Here is a 23,286-nt window from a genome sequence, read left to right as displayed (position 1 = left end):
TTATGTAATCCGATTTAGCATTACAGGGATTACTCCCTCTGCTAATAGGAGAAAATAGGGGTACAAAGCGGAACTGTTTTTCAAGAAAATCAAAATATTTTTTTGAAGTTCCAAGACCGATTTTGATAGCCTATTTTCAATTTAGAAACGCATTATTTATCGTCCTACTAAAGTATAGCCCTCCGGTGCAAGCTCTATAGCGGTCTGCGTTTCTCCGAAAGTAGCCGCCCAACTGTCGAAATTGCCAAGACCAAGTTTTTGGAGCGTACTGTATTGCAGATAGCGCATATTCGTATAAAGCTCAGTCATACTGTTGGAAATCGGTGTACCTGTTGCAAAGGTAATGCCCTTGCCGCCTGTCAGTTCGTCCATGTACTGACACTTTGCAAACATATCCGAGGACTTCTGTGCTTCTGTCTGTGCAATGCCCGCCACGTTTCGCATCTTGGTGTATAAGAAAAGGTTCTTATAATTGTGGCTCTCATCTACAAACAGCCTGTCAACACCAAGCTGTTCAAAGGTTACTACATTGTCCTTGCGGGAAGTATCGTTCAATCGGCTCAGCCTTGCGTTTAATGATTTTTTTGTCTTTTCCATCTGTTTAATGGTGTAACGCTCGCCCTTTTCCGCCTTGACCGCTTCGATTGCCATTTCTATTTCCGTTATCTGCCGCTCAATCATGGCAGCCTGTCTTTCCATTGAAAGCGGTATCTTTTCAAACTGCGTATGCCCGATAATGACCGCATCATAATCCCCGGTTGCAATACGGGAACAGAATTTCTTACGGTTGGCAGGCTCAAAATCTTTCTTTGTGGCAGCTAAAATATTGGCACCCGGATACAGGCGCAGGAAATCACTCGCCCACTGCTCTGTTAAATGGTTCGGTACGACAAATAAGCTCTTTTGGCAAAGCCCTAACCGCTTGCTCTCCATTGCTGCAGCAATCATTTCAAAGGTCTTACCTGCACCCACACAATGGGCAAGCAGGGTATTATCCCCATAAAGCTGATGTGCCACTGCATTAAGCTGATGTGGTCTTAATGTAATGTCCGGTGTCATGCCCGGAAACTTTAGGTGGGAACCGTCATACTCTCTTGGTCTGGTGGAATTGAAAAGCTCGTTGTACTTGGCACACAAGGTCTGTCTGCGCTCCGGATCACGAAATACCCAGTCCTTAAAGGCTTCCCTTATGGCTTCCTGTTTCTGGCTGGCAAGCGTGGTTTCCTTTTTGTTAAGAACTCTCTTTTCCTTTCCATCTTCCTCAATCGTATCAAAAATACGGGTATCACGAAGGTTTAAGGAATCCTCCAGAATACGGTAGGCATTTGCCCGGCTCGTTCCGTAGGTCATATTGACAAGAGCATTGCCATGATCCGCATTTTTGCCCTTTAAATTCCATTGTCCTGTCACATCGGAATACTGTACCCCCACAAGGTTGCGGTCAAAGAGGTAATCCGGTGTTTCAAAGGTTTCCCGCATGAAATCCTCAATGTACTTAGGCTCAATCCAAGTGGCACCGATACGCACCTCGATCTCGCTTGCATCAAGCTCCTTGGGCTGTACACCCTCAAGGGCTGTGACATTGATTGCAAACTCCGGACGGTTCTCTGCAAATATCCTTGTGGTTGCCAGCTTCTCCCTGACATTGCCGCTTAAATACTCGTCTGCGGTTTCCCACTTTTCTGTGACCGGATTCTGGAAAATAATTCCGGCAAGTTCCTTTGCCACATCTTCCTCGCTTTTTCCCGTAAGCTCCGACATATAGGCTAGGTCTACCCTTGCCCTTTCCCCTAATGACACCGCCAGTGCTTCACTTGCGGTATCCACGCTTGTAACAACCTCTGCCTTTTTAATGGTTCGCTTGGAAAACATATCAGCCTTGCCTTTGAAGTTGCCCTCATCGTCTAATTTCTCCAATGAACAAAGCAGACAATAGCTTGAATCCTGATTAAACGCTCTCTTATTGGTCTGTGAATTGATCAGACCGTATTTCTTGGAAAACGCATCATACAGCTCATTAAGCTCTGCCTGCTTGCTCTTAATCATATCTTCCGGATATTCGTTCAACTGATAGTCAATCAGCTCCTGTGTACAGTCACGAATCTGCACCATGCCTTTCATGCGCTGCTCCATCGTTTCTGATACGTCCACAGGCTTCATAATGGAATTTTCCCGGTAATACACCCTCTCGTCCACGATAGTGTAACTGTAATTCTTCACGCCTGGATCGGCGGGGATTGCTTCTCTTGCCAGCTCATCATCAAGCTCATCGAACTCTACCTCGTCAATGCTGCCCTCGATATGGGATATAGCCTTTTCAAGCTGCTTGGATAATGAAATGGTGGTATCCGGTGTACAGGTGGCTTCCATGCCAAACTGCCCGCTGACCATTTCCATTTTTCCCATGATCATTTCCGGGTGGTCTGCAAAATACTGGTTCATGGCTATGCCATCTTCATTTTCACAAAGATGCACCCAATCCGGCTCGATGTCGATTACCCTGTCACGCTTCTTTAAGAAAAGAATGTCCGAAGTAACCTCCGTCCCTGCATTTTCCTTAAAGGCTGTGTTGGGAAGCCTGATCGCTCCAAGAAGCTCCGCTCTCTGCGCAAGGTACTTTCTGACTTCCGGGCTTTTCTTATCCATTGTTCCCTTTGAGGTGACAAATGCCACCACGCCGCCCGGTCTGACCTTATCTAAGGCTTTGGCGAAAAAGTAATCATGTATGAGGAAGTTATGCTTATCGTAGGCTCTGTCTGCCACCTTGTACTGACCGAATGGCACGTTTCCGATTGCCACATCAAAGAAATCATTGGGATAATCCGTCTTTTCAAAGCCAGTGATCTTCACATCGGCATTCGGGTATAGCTGCCTTGCAATTCTTCCGGTAATTCCATCAAGCTCCACACCATAAAGCCTGCTCTCCTGCATTTTTTCCGGCAACATACTGAAAAAGTTACCGATACCCATTGCCGGCTCCAAGATGTTACCTTTGGAAAAGCCCATTCGTTCCATCGCATCATAAATAGCCTTGATGATCACAGGGCTTGTATAGTGGGCATTTAAGGTACTTTCCCTTGCTGAATCGTATTCCTCGGCTGACAACAGGCTCTTTAATTCCTGATATTCACTTGCCCAATTCGTTTTGGTTTCATCAAAGGCATCAGCAAGACCACCCCAGCCCACATATTTTGCTAAAATCTCCTGTTCTTCTGGCGTGGCAATACGGTTTTCGCCCTCAATCTTTTCAAGCGTTCTGATTGCTTCCACATTCTGACGGAATTTTTCTTTTGCCGCAAAGCCTTTCCCGTCACTTTTCTCTGTTTCCGGAGCAATGTGGAAGTTGACTGCACCCGATTTGTCAATCTGTGGCTGTTCCTTTGGCGCTTCTGCTTCATTCTGCGGCTCTGGTTCGGCAATCACTTCACTCTCTTGCATTGGATTGGACAATTCTTCATTTTTCTGTTCATATTCACCCCATATTCTTTGGGAAACAGCAGAAAAATAAGGAGATTCTTCTTCCATAATGCTGAAGCGAATCTCCTCCATGTCCTCAAGGCTCTTTGCCCCGGCTATTTTATCATGGTACTTAAAATATAATGCTTCCCTGACAAGAATGCCCTCCAATCGTGCCAGTTCAGGCTCCGGCATACGTTCCCAAATATCATCCTTCTCCGTATGAATGGTAAAGCCTTCTCCGTCATCATGGTATCCAAGCGTATATTGCAGCTTATCATGTTCCCCACGAATATCACACTCAAAATCATAGACTGTTGTTCGTGTACCTCTGATATATTCCCGGTCTATCAATACAAGGTTTTGAACATCATCCGCAGTCAAAGGCGGTTCTTCTGTCTGCTCTATGGCAGGCTCGCCCTCATAATGTGCCGCATACTGTCCGGCATCCTTTAACAGACCGTCCATCTCCAGAGCTTTTTCTGTTTCGCCGCTGATTGTCTGCATCATTACATAGTCTGCCGCTTCTGCAAAAAGGAAATCATAGACCTCTTTTCCCTCCAAAGCTCGCTCATCGTCAGCAATCGTGACTGCCTGTGTTTTCTCGTTCCAGCCAACCACATCTTTCCGGTCTAATGCTCCGCAGATTTTAACCACAGCCGACATTTCAGACAGCCTTTTATTTAACTGCTCTATGTCTGTTTTTCCGGTTTCCGGTGCTTTTGGTTCTCCTTCAGCAACAGTTCCTGTTTCTCTATCTAATTCCTGATTGGTTACACCACCCTCCAACTTCGCCTGTTCTTTTTGCATGGCTTTCTCTGCCTGTTCCTGTTTATACTGTGCATAGGCTTCCTTTCCCTCCGGCGAAAGGTATTTATCTGCCTGCACAAGCTCCCGGATACGTTTCTCTACTACATTCCAGTTTAAAAGCACCTTTGCGTAAGGACTGCCATAGTTACCTTTCTCCAGACGGATACCTTTGGCATCGTGATCCTCGTGCGCTCTGTCACTTCCCGGAAGTGCGTGGGAGCTGCCGCCCGTACCATATTCATTTTTCAGAAAAGCAATGTTATCTTTCTTGTCATGCCCTTCCATGAAATACTCATAGATACGGAATTTTCCATGTTCAAAACCGCTTCCTCCTGCCAGCCTGTAATCAATCTCGTCCTGTGTGATAAAGTCCTCATTCCTTACCTCTACCGTATCAAGTGCTGGAAATTCTTTCTTTTCCACACCTAAATCCGCAAGCTGTTCTAATAAATAATCCGGTCTTTTCACATACCGCCATTTAATCTGCTTTTCTCCGCTGTCAAGCTGTGCCTTTGCCTTTTCAAGCTCATCCTTAATCAGCTCTCTGCCTTCTGTTGTGGCTAAAAGCTCACACAACTTTTCCATGCTTGCCGGGTAATTGGAAAATTTAAGCTCCAGACTCTCCGGCATTTCCGATATTCCGTCACGGAAGAAATTGTTAATGTCCGTAGCAATTCTCTCACGCTCCACCGCATCCACAAGGAATACTTCGTTGGCACTCATATAAGTACCATTCTCCACCATAACACGGATATGGCTCTCCACTTCGCTCCAACTCATCACTGCAAGGGTATTTTCCTTTGCCGATGTACCGTAACCGATACGCATACCCATTTCATCAAACCACAGTGAAACAGGATTTCCGTCAAACTCAAAACCTTTTCCGGTGGTCTTATACTCGTTCTTTAAAAATTCTGCCATTTCTTCCGGTGTCTTACCCTGCTGATACTTGGCATAGATACGTTTTCTGCTGTTATCCCTACCGCCGCCACTACGCAAGATACTGTCAATCTGCTCCTGTGGCAAAGAAAAAGCAGCGGGCATGGTATATTGAATACTTGCTTCCGCTGCTGCGATTGTGCCAACCTGTTCCTCAAAGCTCGGAAACAGGCTTAACTGCTGATAGGTTCCCTCCGGCTGTTCGATATTTAACTGTAGATTAGTTCCGTCATCACGATCTCCTCTGCCGAGTGTACGATGCTGTTCATCTTCGCTACCCAGAGCATCTGATTCTCTGCTTTCATCTGCTCCGTTATCCCCTCTCTCTCCTTCATCTGTCTGGTCAGAAGCTCCATTCTCTCCTCTGCCTGCTCCTGTATCATCAACAGGTGTTCCTTCAGCTTCCCGCTCAGAAGAAGTCCCGTATATACTCCGTTCTTGTGCTCCTGTAAGAACTTCTTCCTCATCAGTCCGTACTTTGTCAGTACCTCCTTCGGCTGTTCGTCCATTGCTACCATCGGTATCTGATAATCCCCGTTCTTCTCGTATGTCAGATTCATCATATTTGCTCCTTTCCCCGGCTTCTCCGGTCTGTGTGATAGATTGTTCGTCTTGACTTTCGCTTTCACGCTTTAACGCATTATAGTCTGCTTCAGATGCATTTGCAAGTCCTTTTTCGATATTTTTCTCATGGGTGTCGATACGTTCCCTGCCTACTCTCGTTTCTTCCCGATTTTGGGCAATCTGCCTGTCATACGCTCCGATTGCTTTTCCAATTTCCATAAGGATTGGCTTGGATAAATCAGACACATTGCTGCCAAGCTGTGACAGTGTTTCCACTGTGTTAAACTCATGGATATAAGGAAAGTTTATTTCTTCGGCAAGCTCGCTCTCCTCCATGCCGCAACGCTTTAAAACAGTATAGGCAATGCTGTCGGCAAGGGTTTCCCGTATCCTTATTTCCACGTTCAGCTCGTCCAGTTCCTCTAAAAAGCTCCCTTCCTTTAAGTATTCCATATCTGAAGCAAGCTCTTTATAACAGTCCTCTGCAATCCGTCCGGCAATCTCCCGGATACGTCCCACAAACCCGGCTTCCCTGTCGGTATCCCCATAAGTCTTTTCCAGACGGGAAATCACCGATTCCATGTGTTCCTCACGCATTTCCCAAAGGTTAGGGAATTGTCCGATTCTTCTTGCCTTATGCACATCTGAAATATCAAAGACATACTTCAAACCGGAAAAACTATCCTCATCTATCAGTGCAATGCCCTTTGCACCTTTGTTTACCCAGCAGTGCATCTTTTCATTCCATATCTCTATGGAAGCACAGGCGGTTGCCTCCGGTCTTTGGGCATAGATTAAAAGCTGTTCCTTAAATGGATATTTATACAATCTGGAAGCAGTATTTAGGTATCTCCTCCAGTTTTCTTCATTCCGCACGACTTCTTTTGCTGTTTCCTCTGCCAGTGCGGAAATCAATTTATATTTTCTCATGGTAAACCTCCGTAAAAAAGGCTGTAAGGCACTTTAAGCACCCTACAGCCTGTGATCAGTTACTTATCGGCATCAGGCATAAAAACCATGCTCCTCAATACCTTTTTCCAGAATACAGTTAATCAGTTCCTCAAGTTCCACTCCGTTAATCTCGCTGACAACAATCAGCTTGGCAAGGGTATCCTTCGGAACGGATACCGCATAACTCTCCTCATCCGCACGAAGTTCATGGACACAGATACCCAGTCCCTCTGCAATCTTGCACATAGCACCAAGCTCCGGCTCCTTAACTCCTGCCATAATGTCAAGGATTATTCTCTCCGGCACACCGGAAATTTTGGAAAGCTCCGCAATCCCGATTTCTTCCTCTTTCATCACGTTTAATAGCTTATCTCCTGTTGTATACATATCCCACTCCTCCTATATTACGGCTTCCTTTTTCTTTTCCGGTGCAGAATGCTCTTTCCCGGCATTCATTTTAATAACAGCATCCTTCTTCTCCGCAAGCTTCTCCTTTACTGAAACACGCTCATGACGGTTATCTCCTTTTTCCTCTTTCTGCTTAGCACGTTCCTCTGCCCGGTCACTGCGGAACAGTTCATGTTCTTTGGCATCATACTCATATACATGATCCGAAAGACGTTCTCCAGGCGCCACCTGTGTCTGATTTACTTCCTGTACCATCTGCTCAAGTTCTTTAAACTCCATTCCCGCATCTTTCGGTATAATCAGCGTTTCATGGATTGAAGAAGGCAGCATGTAAAAATCTCCTACCTTCTCAGCGATCTCCTGTCTGATATCATCGTTTAAAATTGCAGCCGCCCCATTTACTTTTGTATCATTTGTCAGCACATACATGGTATCGGGAATATCCGACATCATCTGCATTGCCATTTCTTTTGCTTCATCCATACCCACATTTTGTTCTCTTGCAATATCAACTGCAATCATCTCCGCAACCGTCTCATTCATTCCTTTGAAACTATGTGGCTGCAAAGTATCCATATTCTGCAACGCCTGGTCATGCAGTTCTTCAAGTGTGATTCCATATCCATCCATCAGATTATCTGTAATGGTAATGGTCGCAGTTCCTTCTCCTGTTTTATCCATTAAAATCTGATACACAACTGCTAAATCTTCCAACTTGGAGTACGGTTTATCCTGAAGGAACTGCTTATTTGCTTCCTCGTTGATCAGCTTACATACAATTTTTTCCTTAATCTTGTCAAAATCGGTAACTGCCGATACATCTATATCATGATCTATATAATGTGACTGATACACACTTGCAATCTGAGCTAACACATCATCCAATTCAGCACCATCCTGTATCTGCTCAAAATATGGATTCAGATAAATGGTAGGTGCAATATTGCTTTCCTCTGTTCTTACCATCAGACCGTCCAGAACACAGTCATTATTCTTTACAATCTGATTGACCTCAACTGCAGCATCTGCAAACTTTTCAGGAAGGAAATCCTGTATCTGTTCTTTTACCTGTTCTACAAAATCTCTATATTCCATTACTTTCTCTCTCCCTTCTTGGTGTCATTCTGTGATTTCTCTGTCAGCTTTGATACTGTGGCACCATACATCTGGTACCTCTTCATCATGTTTCTCTGGCTTGTTACATTGATTTCTTTTTCTAACTGCTTCATTCTGACTTTCCTCCCTATTCTGCTTTTCTTCCAAATGAAAACGTATCTTCTTTTTCCTTTTTCGGGGCAAATCTGCCTTTGACTTCCAAAAGCCTTTTTTCCATAATGGAAAACATGGCTTCCACCTGCTCCTGTGTATACTCATAATTGGTGCGGTTGGAAAGGTTCTCAAGCCTGCCGATTGCATCAATGACCTTGTTCACACGATACTCCCCAAGACGGACAAACTTGTCCGCCTTGCTCTCATTGTCCTGTATTTTCTTTGTTTCTTCTGCTCCCATTTGTTACATCCTCCTTTTATTTTTTCTTTCCTGTGAATTTCTTATTGGGAAACTCCATGACAAACTTAAACTGCACTCCGGACTTTTCTTCTCCGTCCTTTGTGTAGTGGTATTCTTCCGTACCGCTCGGAATGATATAGGCATCGTATTTCTTGCCCGCCTTGCTTGTAAGCCCCTTTAGCAACGTCTTTTTCCCGTCAAGCAGGCTTTCCACCTGTTCATCTGACAGGGAAACGCCCATGATCCGGCTTACATTCATGCCGCACTTATTCTTGCAGAAAGCTCCGTATTTTCCCTTTACCACCTCTCCGCCGCAGTTCGGACATTTACCAAGTACCTTCTGCTCCTGTGCGAACATCTTTTTCTGCTCGTCACTGACTTCGTGGTAGGTGTGGATTAAGTCAGATACCATTGTTTCAATATCTGCCATAAAGTCCTCACGCTCCATCTCTCCCTTTGCAACAAGGGTAAGGGCATTTTCCCAATCAGCGGTAAGTTTCGGTGACTTTACCACATCGGGAAGCACCGTAATCAGCTTCATTCCATCCTCTGTCGGTATGATCTGCTTTTTCTCACGCTTCACGAAACCGTCCTTGACTAACTTCTCTATAATGTCTGCTCTGGTGGCAGGTGTACCGAGTCCTTTGCGCTCCACATCGTCAGTCATGTCCTCGTTTCCGGCTCGTTCCATTGCAGACAAAAGGGAATCTTCAGTGTAATGTTTTGGCGGCTGTGTGAAATGCTCGGAAACCTTTGTCTGCTCCACTGCAATCATCATGCCCTCATGAAGCTCCGGCAGTTTCTTTTCTTCCTCTGCATCCGATTTATCCTCTGCGGTTTTATAGGAATTTTTGAAGAAATCCTCAAATTCCTTCCATCCATTTTTCCACACTTCCTTGCCAGATACCTTAAATACAGTATTGTTGCAGGTAATCACTGCCTTTGTGGAATTATAAATGTGCTTCTCCCCGGTCGCACACAGCAGACGGTTTGCACAAAGGGAAAGTATCTTCATTTCGCTCTCCGGGATTGCCTTTAAGTCCTGCTTGATGATCTCCATAGTAGGAATGATTGCGTGGTGGTCCGTCACTTTCTTGCTGTTCAAAATTCTTTTAATATCTGGATTGAACATGATATTCTGCTCAAATAACAGAGAATTGAAAATCGCTTCGATCACATTTTTTGCAGTACCTTCCATGTCATCGGAAAGATACTGGCTGTCTGTTCTTGGATAAGTCACTAACTTTTTCTCATAAAGGCTCTGCGTATATTCCAATGTCTGCTTGGCAGTAAAACCAAACAGACGGTTTGCATCCCTCTGAAGTGTTGTAAGGTCATAGAGCTTCGGCGGTGCTACCCACTTTTCTTCCTTTACCACGGAAGTGACAAGAGCCTGTCCGTTTTCACAGGCTCCTGCAATCCTCTCTGCTTCCGTTTTATCACTGATATGCTCTGATACCGCATCCAGACCATTTCCCATGATGTGAGCCATATAATAGGCTTCTTTCTTGAAATTCATGATTTTGCTTTCACGATCCACCAGCATGGCAAGTGTCGGTGTCTGCACTCTGCCAACCTTCAATGCCTTACCGCCATATAATACCGTAAAAAGTCTTGTCCCATTGATACCCACAAGCCAGTCTGCTTCCTGCCTGCATAGTGCTGACTTGTACAGATTGTCATAATCACTGCCTGGGCGAAGATTATGGAAGCCGTCACGGATAGCACTTTCCTCCATGGAAGAAATCCATAATCGTTTCATCGGTTTTCTGCACCCTGCCATGTTGTAGGTCAGGCGGAAGATCAACTCTCCCTCCCTTCCGGCATCGGTAGCACACACGACTGCATCCACCCTGTCATCATGCATAAGTTTTTTCAAAATCTGATACTGTGCTTTCGTATCACTTTTCACTTCATGCTGCCATTCCTGTGGGATGATCGGAAGATTGTCATAACTCCATTTCTTCCATGCTTCCTCATAGCTTTCCGGCTGTACCAGTTCTACCAGATGTCCCACACACCATGATACTAGATACTCATTGCCTTCCAAATATCCGTCCTTACGCTGTGTGGCACCAAGAACTGTCGCAATGCTCTGTGCCACACTCGGCTTCTCTGCAATTACAAGCTCCATCTCTATTCCTCCCCATTTTCTTCATCATTCTCATTGTTGTTATCTTCATTGTCATTCTCGTCTGTGTCTACTGATTCTGTATCATCACCACCATTTATGAATGCTTCGTCGGAATCCTGCTCGGTTTCTTCCTCGTCATCATAATCGTAGTCCTCGTCAAGCTCGTCCTCATCTTCATCCTCATCAATGAAGTTTTCCTTTTTCTTCTTGGATTTCACAACATATACCACTCCGATCACAGCTACCGCAGCAATGCCCATTAAAATATATGTAAAGCCGGAACCATCTGCTTTTGCGGTATCCTCTTTCGGCTCACTTGTATCTTCCGTGCTATCTTCGGTGCTGTCCTCAACACTTTCTGCTCCCTGTGTTTTATCTCCTGTGGTATCAGCATTATTGTTTGATAATGCGCTGTCTTTGGTAGGGATTGCAGATTCCAATGCCGCTGAATTTTTCGGAAGTGTCTCGCTGTTATCCGTTGTGGTATTTAACAGGTCATTTTCACTGACTTCGGTAAGGAAATATACCTTTTCATCTTCCCCGTCACGATCAATCACCAGATAAAATACCTTTTCTGATGCAGTCTGGATTGTATAAAATTCCTTGCCTTTTTCAGAAGTCTGGCTGTCACTGCTCTGGTCGGTATCCTTAGAAGTATCTCCCGTACTCGGGGACTGCTTGGCTGATGTTCCTGTACTGCTTGAAGTTGTTCCACTGCCTGTTTGGGAAACAGTATTTCCATTGCTGTCTGTCTTGGTATGGTCTGTAACCTGTGCGGTTGCAGAGCTAGGCTTGGTTGCTGACGCATCCACCGGGAGCTGCTGTGCCGGATCTTTTTCATTGCTGTCCTTGTTTTCCGGATCGGTGTAATACGGATTGGCTGTTTTATAGATTTCTGAGGTATTTCCTGCATTATCCATGGCTGAAATCGTGAAATACTGATATCCTGCATCAAACTGTTGCAGACGGATATTCAAAGCACCATTCGTATGGTCGGTAAACTCATAGCCATTGACATAGATTGCCTTGATACCGGAATCCGTATCATGTGCCTGAATACTCAATAGACCATCGCTGACTGCCGCATTTAAGGTAGGCTTCGTAAAATCAAAGCACTTGATATAGCGATTTTTCTCATAGGTCTTGCCCTTCTGGTCTGTGACCTGCACATAAATAGTGCTGTTTTCGGAAATCTCTATGTACATATCCTCGGTAATATCTGTCCAGCTTCCATTCTGCCCGACTTTCGCCTTTACTGTCTGAACGGTAAAATTACCGGAAACTATCGTATCTTCTACTTTGACTATCACCTTAGTGGTATCGTTATGCCACCCAGAAGATGTATTGATTGTGATTTTTACGCTCGGATTGATATAGGTACATTCCTTATAGTTCTTTGCACACACCTCACAATCTTCATCCACCGCATACTGGCTGCACTTTTCTTTGCAGGTGCATTTTGCGGCAGGCTGTGTCTCCTCAGTTGTGCCTTCTGTGGAATTTTCTGTTGTATTCTCCGTGGACTGCTCTGTATGATTTTCTCCACTACCGGAACTGTCCTTATTATCATTACCGGACGCTGTACTTTCTGCACTGCCTTCCTCTGCCGCACTCTCTGTTTTCTGCTCTGCACTATCCTCCGCATGAACCTCTATCGTGTTTGTCCTGTTGGCAAAAAATGCCCCCATCGGCATACAAAAAAGTATTGCCGACAGCATAAGGGACACTACCGCCCTAGCCGATAATTTCCTGTTTTTCATTGATTGAAACCTCCTTTTCCTGTTCCCGTTTCTGTAATAAATTTCTGACTTCATCCTCACTGAGCTTGTTTAACATCTGCAAACGCTCCGATGAGATTTTATATTTTCGTATGATCTTCATGGCTTCGGCATCCTCCGCCATCTGTTTCTGTTCTGCAAGGTCTTTTTCCTTTGCCTGTAGCTGTGCTATCTGCTCTCTGACCTTTTTAAGCTGTGAATTGATTCGTTCTACTGACAAAAATAATTCCTCCCTTCGCTAATTCAATCTTCCAAAACCATAGAAATGGCTCTGCCAGTAAGAAGTATTGATTGATGTGTACTGGATTGGATCACCGCAATGCACCATCGTACCGTTTCCACAGTAGATACCAACGTGTGTAACCGGACGTCCTGCATTATAGGTTCCTGTAAAAAATATAATGTCCCCTGCCTTTGCATCTGCCGCTGATACCGGAGTACACTGGTCATAAATGCCCTGTGCTGTGGTTCTTGGCAGGTTATGTACGCCACTGTTTGAAAATACCCAGCATACAAAACCGGAACAGTCAAAACTAGCCGGAGCTGTGCCGCCAAAAGTATATGGCATTCCCAGATACCTGTTTGCTTCACGCATAAGCGTCTGTACGGTTGCATCATCATAGGATTCCGGCGGTATCACATTGCTGGTTCCTCCTCCGGTGCCGCCCGTTGTTTCTCCATAAATGGTCTGTTCTCCTGCTTCAAAATAAAATAACGGGTTATAATATTCCCCGTTATACAGACATTCGATATGAAGGTGGCTTCCGGTACTGCTTCCTGTATTTCCGCTTTTGCCTATATTGTCACCTTTTTTTACACTCTGCCCTGCGGACACATTTAAGCTGTCCATGTGGGCATATTTTGTGGTATATCCCTTACTGTCCGTAATCACCACATAATTTCCATAATAGGAATCGTAAGTTGCTTCTGTTACCGTTCCATCATGTGCCGCATATACAAACGTTCCTGTCGGCACCGCTATATCCACACCCCTGTGAAGCTCCTCGGCTCCGGTGTTTGGATTTTTCCGGTAGCCATAATAACTGCTGATATAGTAATACCAGTAATAATCAACCGGAGAAGCAAAGACCTGTAAGCCGCCTTTTGTCTCCGTATAGGCTCCAAAAATTTCCGTCTGTTCGCTGTCCATGCGTCCGGCTACAATGCTCTCAAGCGGTGTGACCGTAAGTGTGACACGAAGAATTGTTACGGTATATTCTTCTTCCTCCTCATACTCGTATTCCTCGGTACGGGTAGTCCCGTCCGGATTTGTTACTATTCTGGTTCCGGTCTTTGTGACTGTCCTTGTCCGTGTTTCCTCTACTTCCTCGGTAGTGAGTGAATACATGGCATCAAATAATTCCTGAATCTCACTCTCTATTCCTGCGGCAGTAAATTCCGTATGGACTGCGGAAAGATAACTGATCAGTGTGTACGGATCATGCCCGATTGCACCAAGGTTATAATCGTATTCATCATATCCCGGATAATCAGTTTCAATCCGGTCAATCTTATTTTGCAGTTCCATTTCCTTTTCTGTAAAAGATAAATCTGCTGCATCAATCTCTGCCGGAAGGCTAAGATATGTGCTTGCCATCGTTGTTGTCACAGTTCCGGTAAACATGGAACCGCAGCTTGATAGTGCCGACATGATCATAATGAGCAGAAGTGCAAAAATACCCACTGTGATAATCAGTGTTTTATTTTTCGTGGCAATTTCCTGTAACTTCTTTGCAATCCCAGTTGCAGCATTGGCTGTCTTTGTAAATGTTTCCTTTGCAGTCTTGGCTTCTGCTCCTGCCCGCCTTGCCTTGGCATACTCACGCTTGATGCGCTGTTTCTGTAGCTGCCTTTGCAACTGCTTCTTTGGACTGTTGCCCTTTAGATGTGGATTTTCACTGATGAATTTCTCATACTCCAGCTTCATATCCACTGTAACCTGTTTTTTGTGCAATCGCTCTAAGCGGTCACGCTTTCTCTGTGCCTTGCTCTTGCGGTGATACTTTATATAGTGGTAAATATCCTCGGCTCGCTGTTCCGTCTTGTGTGCGCCCTCCACAGCAGAATTATCCTTTTCTGTCTCTGCAATCTTGCGATGCACAAAATACATATTTTCGGTCTGGAGCTTGTGAACCGCAGTTTTTCCCAGTCCGTCCGGCTTGAATGGCTTCTCCACTTCCACCGGAACCACCACATACTTTGCTTTTCCGGTCTGTTCATCAAAGACACGCTTCATCTCATACTGCCGCTTTGTCGGCATCTTGTCCTTTGCTTTCTGCAACTTTCGGCGGTTCTTTTCCGACTTATCAAAAGCCTTCTGTACTTTTTGGTCTGTAAATTCGTCCGCCTGCCCCTGCGAAAATGTGGCGTCCTTTGTCTGAAGATCTCCATAATCGGACTGCTTTGCATTTTCTGACTTTGCACGCTCTCTGTGTGCGTGTTCTCTCTGCACACGCCTTTTGTGATATTTTCCTTTTTCCTCAGACCGTTGGTAGGTATTTCTAACGTGGTAATTGTCCTGAAAACTGTCTGCGTCCTCTGTATGGAAATTTGTAGCATTACCGTTTTCCTCATTGATAAAGCTGTTTTCCTTTAAGAATGTCTTTTCCGCTTCGGCTTCCGACTTCTGGACATTGTGACCAGAAGTGTCCTGTTGTTGCTGTCGGTAATATTTTTTCTTATTATTTTTCCTGTATTCTGTCCCAGTATTAAACTCTGACTTCTGGACGCTGTGACCAGAAGTTGCTTTTCCTGTACGACTGCCATGGTTCGCATCCCTTGGCAGATTGCTCACAGGCTTCTCGCTGGCACTAAACTGGTTTTCCACAGAAAAGGTGTTGTCCTGCCTGTGTTCTATATGTTTTACTCCAGTCACTTCCTTATCTTTGGAAAATGTCTCTTTTTCAAATGCCTTTGCCGCCTGCTTCTTCTGTCTTTTTTCTGCCATTTACACTGCGTCCTCCTTCTACACCGATTCCTCCGGCTTGGTATTCATAATTCTGTAAGTCTTGGTGTCTGTCGGATATTTGTCTACAAATGGAATTACCACATTGTCAAACAGTATCAGACCACTTCCCGGCTCGGAGTTGGTGACATAGGAAAGCTGCTTATCAGAAAGTCCCAGCTTATCAGCGAGAATTGCCTGATCTTTGGCATTCTGATTTAACAGATACACAAAATCGCTGTTACCCAAAATACCTTCAATCTCCTCAGAACGAAGAAAATCGCCCACGTTCTGCGTCAAACCTGTCGGAATACCGCCCCATTTTCTGAAACGCTTCCAGATTTCCACGGAATAAATAGCTGTCTGCTTCTCCTTCAGAAGAAGGTGGAACTCATCACAGTAATAACGGGTAGCAATCTTTCGCTCCCTGTTCTGCGATACCCTGTTCCAAACCGCATCCTGCACGATTAACATACCCAGCTCTTTCAACTGGTTTCCCAAATCTCTGATGTCAAAGCACATGATACGATTGCCGCTGTCTACGTTGGTATGGTGGTTGAAGTAATTCTGGGAACCATGCACATACAGCACAAGGCTGTTTGCGATACGCTCCGCCTTTGGATTTTTGTGTGCTAACAGGGCATCATATAAATCTTCCAGCAGCGGCATATTTTCCGGCACCGGATTTTCAAAATACTTGTCATAAATATGACGGATACATTCGTCGATGATACCTTTCTCATCGTTCTCCAGACCGTCCTTGCCACCTGCGATCAGGTCACATAATGTTATGATAAAATCAGATTTCAGTTTTAATGCTTCCTTATCCCCCTTATGGCTCAATTGAATATCCATAGGGTTCAGATAGTCTTTGGAATTGGTGGCAAGTTTTACCACCTGTCCATGAAGTGCAGCCACAAGAGCAAAATACTCTCCCTCCGGATCGCAGATGATAATATCGTCCTTTGTGATAAGAAAACAACTTAAAATCTCACGCTTTGCACTAAAACTCTTACCACTTCCGGGAGTACCTAAGATAACTCCGTTTGGTGTACGGAGCCTTTTTCTGTCTGCCATGATCATGTTGTTGCTAAGTGCATTTAATCCGTAATAGATTGCCGGTGCAGGCATAAATAACTCCTGTGTGCAGAATGGTACTAAGATTGCGGTGCTTTTTGTGGAAAGAGTACGCTCAATGCCTGTCTCATTGCATCCAATCGGTGCGGATGCCATAAGTCCCTGTTCCTGCAAATACTGTAAACATCTGAGGTCACAGTTTGCCTGCTGAATGATACCGGACACCCTCTGCATTAAGCTCTCCAGTTCCCGCTTGGTTCTGCCATAACAGGTAATAAGGAATGTCATGTTGATCATCTTCTGGTTGCTCGTATTCAAATCATCGAGAAATTCCAGCGTGTCCTTTTCATAAGTCACGATGTCTGTTGGAAGAATATCCATATCATAGCCGCTTCGGACTGCCTTTTTCTGCTCTTCAATCTTCATTTTCTGGATATTGGAAATAACCGCTTTTAACTTCTTGATTGCCTTTACCGGATCTTCCGTCTGCATGTGCATGGAAATCGTAAGATTAGCATCAATATCCAGAAGATGCTTGATCAGCTCGTCCGTAAACTTCGGTGCGATAATATCCAGATAGGACACGCAGCCATACATATTTCCCGACTTGAAGCGGTTCGGATAGCGGAAATCAAATCCCGGTGGTGCAATATAGTCCTTGACCGACTTACCGGATTCAGCCAGATCCTTAAACGAAAAACGGAAAGGCTCCATGGTATCCTGGTTAAAATACTCATGCAGGATGCGCAGTCTTTCCTTTCCGTCCAGTCCCCTCGCAAGGGTTCCTATATTGTTTAAGTTTCGTATGACATCTTTTTCAATGTTGTTAAGGCGGCTCTTGGCTTCCTTGTAGCCGTTGCTTTCTACACCAAAAATCAGATATTTTGATTTGATGATACCGTTGTTGCCCTTTGCCGCCTGCTTCTTTAACATTTCCGTATATTCCTCACGAATATCGTTAAAATCATCCTCCTGCCACGGAATGTCAAACTGTTCCGTAAGCATCTGCTCGTTGACCTGCCTGTTGAAAAGCACCAGTTCAAACTTCACAGACGGATCAAAATAATTGATGAGCTTACTGTACTGTGCCAGTATGTCCGCCTGGTCATCCACTTCCAGAAGCTCATAGTTTATATCAAAAAATTCCACCATCTTTGTATAATAACGGTGGCTGACCTGACAGATACCGTCACGGAACATCTTTTCAAAAGTGATCGTCCTTTGTGCGGTAGTCGGCTTTTCTTTCTCAATGCTCTTTCCCGATAAAATATGCTTTAACTGTATAAGACGCTTCTTTTCTGAAAAGGTAAGACCGCCACTTTTACTGTTGTTCCTGCTATTGCCTTTATAACTGCTTTTTCTGCGGCTTTCCGGTTCTGCCTTTTGCTTTTTCTTCAAGATAACGAACCTCCCTTCGTAATTTCTCTTTTTCTTCCAACTGCTTGTATAGGTTTTCCGACCTGTATGGTCTGATGCCCGGTGTGAGTATCTTCTGCCGGAGCATAAAATATAAAATCTTCTCCGCCGGAAACCCGTTTTTCTCATACATCGCAAAAAAGAAGAACGGAAGCATTGCTCCCATCATAAGAAGTGATGCGGCTGATGTTCCGATCAGTCCCTTGGTTAAAAAATACAAGGGGATTCCAGCTACTGCCGCACCGCTGAAACAGATGATCTGTCTCTTTGTCAAGTTCAGTGCCACTTTTGTCTTGATACCGGACAAATCCTTTGGCACCTGCACGGATATTGCCATATCGTTCCTCCCTTAGTGCGCATTCCAGATAGATTTTGACAGCGAACCTGTCTTAAACAGGGAAAAACATAAAATCACAGTATATGCTGCCACCGACCAGAGTGCCGTATGCAGGTTGTCGGCTACTGCCACACCTGCCACCAGCACCGCATAGATTGCGACGCACACCATCATAAAAAAGCCCTGAAATGCCAATGCACAAAGTCCCTTAAAATAATTAGTTCCTATCGTTCCCCATTCCCGGTTGGTTACGGTTGCACAGGGAACAGGTGCTACTGATACATAAAGATATATTTCAATCATTCGCCCATAAAGAATGACGGTGATAAGGACTGACATGATTTTCATACATAAACTGACGATCATGGTCTCCATCCCCAGTCCTAACAGCTCGCCTATGCTCATCTCCGAAAACTGCTCATTGAACATCGTCTGCAGCGTACTTGAAACATCAATACTGGTTTCCCCGCTGATTGCTGCCGCTGCGGAATTGACGATGTGGCTTCCCACATCAAATACCGCCATTACAATGTCAAAAGTCTTGCTAAGAAGCATGACAGCAATACACGCTTTCATAAAAAAGCGGATAAAAATGGCTGTATTGAAGTCATGCAGATTATTCTTGTCAATAACCATGGAAATAAGCTCATAGACGAGTACAAAACTGATGATCATTCCCGCTATGGGAATCATCACGTTATCGGACAGGGTTTTTATCATGTCAAAAATACCGGAGTTCCAAGTGCTGGGAGTTTTGCTGACCTCCCCTGCAATCGTGCCTACCTTGTCATTGACATCGGTAAACATGGTTTCAAAGTTTGTCAGCACCCATCCCTGCAACAGTTCCTTTATGAATTCAGTAATCTTATCAATGATCCCGCCCATGAATTATGAGAACAGAGTGGTAAGCTGTGGAATTACCGTCTGTGCCACAATGATGATACCACCGCCACTCATAAGCTGTTTGATGCCCTGTGATTTTGCTTATGTGTGATAAAGAAGTAATAGAAGTGTAAAAAATTTTGCCGTTCCTATCCGGCACTTGCGCAGGGTGTCGGATAGGTCGGGCTTTATTCTTCGGGCAAGTCAATCTTGCCTACAAAGCTGTAATAAATATCAATGCGCTGGCGGCGTACTTCGTTCTCGTCATACTCACATTCATAAACAACGATTTTCTCCACCATTTCACGCAAAAGAGTGTGTGTCAGTTCTTCGATAGAAAGGTACTTGCGGACAACGCTCATAAACTTTTCAGCGTTTACCGTGGCTTCCTGTGCCTTGTCCAGCTCGCCCTGCAAAGCGGCGGCTCTGTCTTTCAGTTCCCGCTGCTCGGCTTCGTAGTCTGCGGACATTTCCATGAAACGCTCATCACTGATTTTCCCGTTTACATTGTCCTCATACAGACGCTTGATGTAGCGGGAAAGTTCTGCAATGCGGCTCTGCACCTGTTCAAGCTGCTTGGCTGCCGCCGCCAGCTTCCGCTTGCCGCCCATTTCATTCTGCTGGATAAGCAGCTTCACGAACCGGGCTTCGTGCTTCTGTGCATAGGCGGTCACTTTCCGCAGATTGTCCAGCACACCCGCCGTCAAAAGGTCGGTGCGAATGAAGTGCGCCGTACAGTCGGCGGTGCGCTTCTTATAGCTGCCGCAGATGTAGCAATCCTGCTTTCTCTTGTCGGTCTGATACCGCTGCTGGTACATCACATGACCGCAGTCGGCGCAGAACAGCAAGCCGGAGAACAAGCCCACATCATCGTAGCGGTTGGGGCGTTTGCGCTGCTTGCGTAACTCCTGCACCCGTTCCCATGTCTGCAAGTCGATGATTGGCTCATGGTGGTTCTCGAAAATCGCCTGTTTCTCAATGGGATTGTCTATGCTGTGCTTCATCTTGTAGGACGGTTTTTCCGTCTTGAAGTTCACAAGACAGCCTGTGTACTCCCGGTTTTCCAGAAGATGAACAACAGTATTGGTCGCCCACTTACATTCATAGCCGGGGTGGTAGCGGCGTGTGCTGCCTGTGCGCTGGTATTCCAGCGTCCCCGGCGTGGGGATTTGCTGCTCGGTCAGCATACGGGCTATCTTGGTAGGCCCGTTTCCGGCAAGGCAAAGCTGGTAAATCTGCTTGACTACCGGGGCGGCTTCCTCGTCAATGATGAAATTCTCGTCATCGTCCATGAGGTAGCCGTACACGGGCTTGCTGGTAACAGGCTTTCCGCTTAGACCTTTTGCTTTCTTAACTGCCTTGATTTTTTTGCTCGTATCTCTCACCATCCATTCGTTGAAAAGATTACGCAGCGGGGTAAAATCGTTGTCGCCCATTGCGCTGTCCACTCCGTCATTGATAGCGATAAAGCGGACGCCTTTCTGTGGGAAAAGCATTTCTGTGTACATTCCCACTTGGAGATAATTTCGCCCTAAACGTGACATATCCTTGACTATGACTGTGCCGACTTTTCCGGCTTCAATGTCTGCAAGCATGGCTTGAAACCCGGGTCTTTGGAAGTTCGCACCACTATAACCATCGTCCGTGTACCAGCAGAGATTGGTAAAGCCGTTCTGCTTGGCGTAGGTTTCTAAAATGCGCTTTTGGTTGGATATAGAGTTGCTCTCCCCCTGCAATTCATCTTCATGGGATAATCTCGGATAAAGGGCGGTAATAAGGTTTTGGGTTGTCTGTCTTAACATGGTTTCCTCCGTTTCTGACAGCCAGCCCCACTATTCCGTACTTCGATTGTACCACATGGCGGGGCGGCGTGTATAGCGGCAAAATGTGAAAAATGCTTCTTTACCGCCCGTCATATTGCCGATTTTTGTGTAGCAGCTTCCGCTTCCAGCACCTTAGCCATTTTGTCGGCTGCGGTTTCCGTGGCACTCTGCTTGAAAAAGCCGGACACCACAAGAACAGAGTTCCCTATGCGGATTTCCGTCACGCAGTCGGCGGGTGCGGTGCTTTTCATGCTGTGTTTGATATGCTCTTTTTTATCGGTCATAGGCAAACTCCTTTCAATCGTTCATCAGCTTTTTCAGCCGTTCCATTTTCTCCTGTGCCTTTTCCCTGCGGAAATTCACGCCGGAGCAGCAGACAGGGGTACACATCTCTGTTACCCGGTCATAAATCCGCTTGTGGGCTGTGTCCGGGGGATTGTTCAGCTCGTCAAGGCTTAGATTGGTCGTGACGATCAGCGGCTTTTCGCTTCGGTAACGACTGTCAATCACATTGTAGACCTGCTCTAAGCCGTACTCTGTTCCACGCTCCATTCCAAAATCATCAAGAATAAGCAGCGGATAGCGGCAGAGCTTGGAAATATATTCGTTCCTGCCCTCAAAGGTGGCGGCAAGGTCATTGAGGACAGCGGCGAAGTTCGTCATTTTTACGGAGATTTCCTGCTCCATGAGGGCGTTTGCAATGCACCCGGCAAGGTAGCTTTTGCCTGTGCCGACGCTGCCCCAGAGCAGATAGCCGATGTTCCCGGCTTTCATGTCCTCCCAATGCTCCACATAGAAACGGGCGGTTTTCATCTGCGGGTTTCTGCCGTTGTCATTGGCAAAAGTCCATTCCCGCATAGCCGGGTCGGTAAAGCCCAGGCGTTTCAGTTCTTCTACCTTGTCCCGGTGCTTTCTCTGCTGTTCGGCGGCTTCACGCTCCATGCGCTGCGCCCGCTGGCAGTCACACTCTGCCGGGTGTCGGTCACGCCCGAACAGGGCAACCTTATCAGCCGGAAAATAGGCTTCTTTCGGTGTCCGGCACTTGCCGCAGTAGAGTAGACCGTCCTCACCTGTGTAGTCCTCCGGCTCGGCGGTGGCTGCTGGTATCTGTAAACTCATATCTTCAAAAGCTGGTTTCATAGACTTTCTCCCTCCTTGTAGCTGTAATCGGGTATGCCCTTTTTCGGGGCAGCTTTAGCGGTATCGTCAGCCGCCCATCTGCGGATAGTGGCGGCATGGTTCTTGTATTTCCTCCCGGTAGAAGCGATATAGCCGGATAGCCGGTCAATGTAATACTCCCATTTGTCGGGCAGTTCTGCTTTCAGTTCAGAAAGCTCTGTATCTGTCAAAATCACATTTTTATATCTGCCGTAAGCTGCGGGGGCGGCTCGTCCCGGTTTTAACTCTCTCTCTTTTTCTATCTCTATATCTATCTCTTTCTTTATCTCTATCTCTGGTGGACAAATGTCCGCTTTTGCTTCGGACACTTGTCCACTAAGCCGTTTTTGCTCTGAAATCTTCATTCTTGCCCTGCGCTTACGCTCCCCCTCGGTAGAGGACTGACCGATGAAAAGCTCGATATTGCTCATATACAAAGCCCCGTTGTCCAGCGGTTCAACAAGCCCCAGTTTCATAAAGATTTGCAAAGCCCTCTCGACTGTGCCGACCTGCTGGCGGGTAATGGTGGCTATCATTTGGGCGGTGTAGGGGATATTTTCGTCAAGCTGCAAAGTGCCGCCGTATTTCAGCGATTTTAAGTACAGCTTCAAGAGGATATTGGAATACAGCATACCGTCCTGCATACTTTCCAGCAGCACGATAGCGTCATCGTCAAAATAGCTTTCTTTCAGTTTGAGGTAATAATATTTGCGGTTATCTGACATAATCTTGGTTCTCCTTATCTGTGGGGCGGGCTTTCCATCTCTTTGAATAATACCGGGGGCAGAGTACCACGATAGCCCTAAAACTCTGCTTGCAGTCATGGGTACAGCCCCGGCAAAGGGCATTGAAAGTAATGCGGTTTCGCTCATTGAGGAAGAACGCCCATTCCAGCCGCCGCTTCTTGCTCATTCTCGGCATGAAAAAACGCTCCTTTCTTCGGTTTGGTCGGGTATGAGGGGACAGGGGCAAAATCTGTATGTTCCCGGTGCCATTTTCGGGAAAAATCTGCCCTGTAAGCCCCGTTGGAAAGGTCAGGGGTATTGCGGATAGGGTATGGCATACCCCCCTGCCTTTTGTATGGTTTCGGTATCATTTC

Annotated in this window: 17 protein-coding genes and 1 pseudogene; all 18 read right to left on the bottom strand. The window is 45.8% G+C overall.

The genetic code is table 11. The features are described from left to right. Positions 1–156 precede the first annotated feature (156 nt). The gene (locus tag OCV96_RS19635) at positions 157–6,699 is read right to left on the bottom strand and encodes a DEAD/DEAH box helicase family protein (protein WP_334307852.1); all 6,543 of its coding nucleotides are present in this window, start codon (positions 6,697–6,699) and stop codon (positions 157–159) included. A gap of 72 nt (positions 6,700–6,771) precedes the next feature. After that, positions 6,772–7,107: a helix-turn-helix domain-containing protein gene (locus OCV96_RS11640; protein ID WP_006859514.1), complete on the bottom strand. Its 336-nt coding sequence runs from the start codon at positions 7,105–7,107 to the stop codon at positions 6,772–6,774. Positions 7,108–7,119: 12 nt separating this feature from the next. Beyond that, positions 7,120–8,223 carry a DUF5688 family protein gene (locus OCV96_RS11635; protein ID WP_055264221.1) on the bottom strand — a complete coding sequence of 368 codons (1,104 nt, stop codon included), beginning with the start codon at positions 8,221–8,223 and terminating at the stop codon, positions 7,120–7,122. Beyond that, positions 8,223–8,357, bottom strand: a complete 135-nt coding sequence (locus OCV96_RS11630; RefSeq protein ID WP_006859512.1) for a hypothetical protein — start codon at positions 8,355–8,357, stop codon at positions 8,223–8,225. The genes OCV96_RS11635 and OCV96_RS11630 overlap by 1 nt, the downstream gene beginning before the upstream one ends. 14 nt (positions 8,358–8,371) lie before the next feature. After that, positions 8,372–8,638, bottom strand: coding sequence for a hypothetical protein (locus OCV96_RS11625; RefSeq protein ID WP_006859511.1), 267 nt, complete (start codon positions 8,636–8,638; stop codon positions 8,372–8,374). 16 nt (positions 8,639–8,654) lie between these two features. Beyond that, positions 8,655–10,772 carry a type IA DNA topoisomerase gene (locus OCV96_RS11620; protein WP_262594596.1) on the bottom strand — a complete coding sequence of 706 codons (2,118 nt, stop codon included), beginning with the start codon at positions 10,770–10,772 and terminating at the stop codon, positions 8,655–8,657. Positions 10,773–10,774: 2 nt separating this feature from the next. Next, positions 10,775–12,532: a CD1107 family mobile element protein gene (locus OCV96_RS11615; RefSeq protein WP_055307225.1), complete on the bottom strand. Its 1,758-nt coding sequence runs from the start codon at positions 12,530–12,532 to the stop codon at positions 10,775–10,777. After that, on the bottom strand, positions 12,507–12,770 hold the full coding sequence (locus OCV96_RS11610) for a DUF4315 family protein (RefSeq protein ID WP_055264214.1): 264 nt from the start codon (positions 12,768–12,770) through the stop codon (positions 12,507–12,509). The genes OCV96_RS11615 and OCV96_RS11610 overlap by 26 nt, the downstream gene beginning before the upstream one ends. An 18-nt stretch (positions 12,771–12,788) precedes the next feature. Continuing rightward, on the bottom strand, positions 12,789–15,497 hold the full coding sequence (locus OCV96_RS11605) for a CD1108 family mobile element protein (RefSeq protein ID WP_055264212.1): 2,709 nt from the start codon (positions 15,495–15,497) through the stop codon (positions 12,789–12,791). Positions 15,498–15,515: 18 nt separating this feature from the next. Further along, on the bottom strand, positions 15,516–17,969 hold the full coding sequence (locus OCV96_RS11600; RefSeq protein ID WP_055264210.1) for a VirB4-like conjugal transfer ATPase, CD1110 family: 2,454 nt from the start codon (positions 17,967–17,969) through the stop codon (positions 15,516–15,518). Next, on the bottom strand, positions 17,917–18,324 hold the full coding sequence (locus tag OCV96_RS11595; protein WP_055307226.1) for a PrgI family protein: 408 nt from the start codon (positions 18,322–18,324) through the stop codon (positions 17,917–17,919). The genes OCV96_RS11600 and OCV96_RS11595 overlap by 53 nt, the downstream gene beginning before the upstream one ends. A gap of 12 nt (positions 18,325–18,336) precedes the next feature. Continuing rightward, positions 18,337–19,209 (bottom strand): VirB6/TrbL-like conjugal transfer protein, CD1112 family, encoded by an 873-nt coding sequence (locus tag OCV96_RS11590; protein WP_055264206.1) that lies wholly within the window; start codon positions 19,207–19,209, stop codon positions 18,337–18,339. Positions 19,210–19,212: 3 nt separating this feature from the next. After that, positions 19,213–19,296 (bottom strand): annotated as a pseudogene (locus tag OCV96_RS11585) (Maff2 family mobile element protein); the annotation flags it as partial. A 98-nt stretch (positions 19,297–19,394) separates the two neighbouring features. Beyond that, positions 19,395–21,008 carry a recombinase family protein gene (locus tag OCV96_RS11580; protein WP_009255332.1) on the bottom strand — a complete coding sequence of 538 codons (1,614 nt, stop codon included), beginning with the start codon at positions 21,006–21,008 and terminating at the stop codon, positions 19,395–19,397. Positions 21,009–21,118: 110 nt separating this feature from the next. Continuing rightward, on the bottom strand, positions 21,119–21,280 hold the full coding sequence (locus OCV96_RS11575) for a transposon-encoded TnpW family protein (RefSeq protein ID WP_286161366.1): 162 nt from the start codon (positions 21,278–21,280) through the stop codon (positions 21,119–21,121). A 46-nt stretch (positions 21,281–21,326) separates the two neighbouring features. After that, entirely contained in the window at positions 21,327–22,169 is an 843-nt protein-coding gene (locus OCV96_RS11570; RefSeq protein WP_009255334.1) for an ATP-binding protein, read from the bottom strand. Continuing rightward, complete coding sequence (locus tag OCV96_RS11565) at positions 22,166–22,912, bottom strand: phage replisome organizer N-terminal domain-containing protein (protein ID WP_009255335.1); 747 nt, start codon at positions 22,910–22,912, stop codon at positions 22,166–22,168. Before OCV96_RS11565 ends, OCV96_RS11570 begins: the two co-directional genes overlap by 4 nt. Further along, positions 22,902–23,108 carry a hypothetical protein gene (locus tag OCV96_RS11560; protein WP_009255336.1) on the bottom strand — a complete coding sequence of 69 codons (207 nt, stop codon included), beginning with the start codon at positions 23,106–23,108 and terminating at the stop codon, positions 22,902–22,904. Before OCV96_RS11560 ends, OCV96_RS11565 begins: the two co-directional genes overlap by 11 nt. Positions 23,109–23,286: the final 178 nt, after the last annotated feature.

Source organism: Waltera acetigignens (genome assembly GCF_025567015.1).
GTDB classification, from domain to species: domain Bacteria; phylum Bacillota; class Clostridia; order Lachnospirales; family Lachnospiraceae; genus Acetatifactor; species Acetatifactor acetigignens.
The sequence above is the reverse complement of the archived record's forward strand: the minus strand, read 5'-3'. Positions and strand labels throughout refer to the sequence as shown.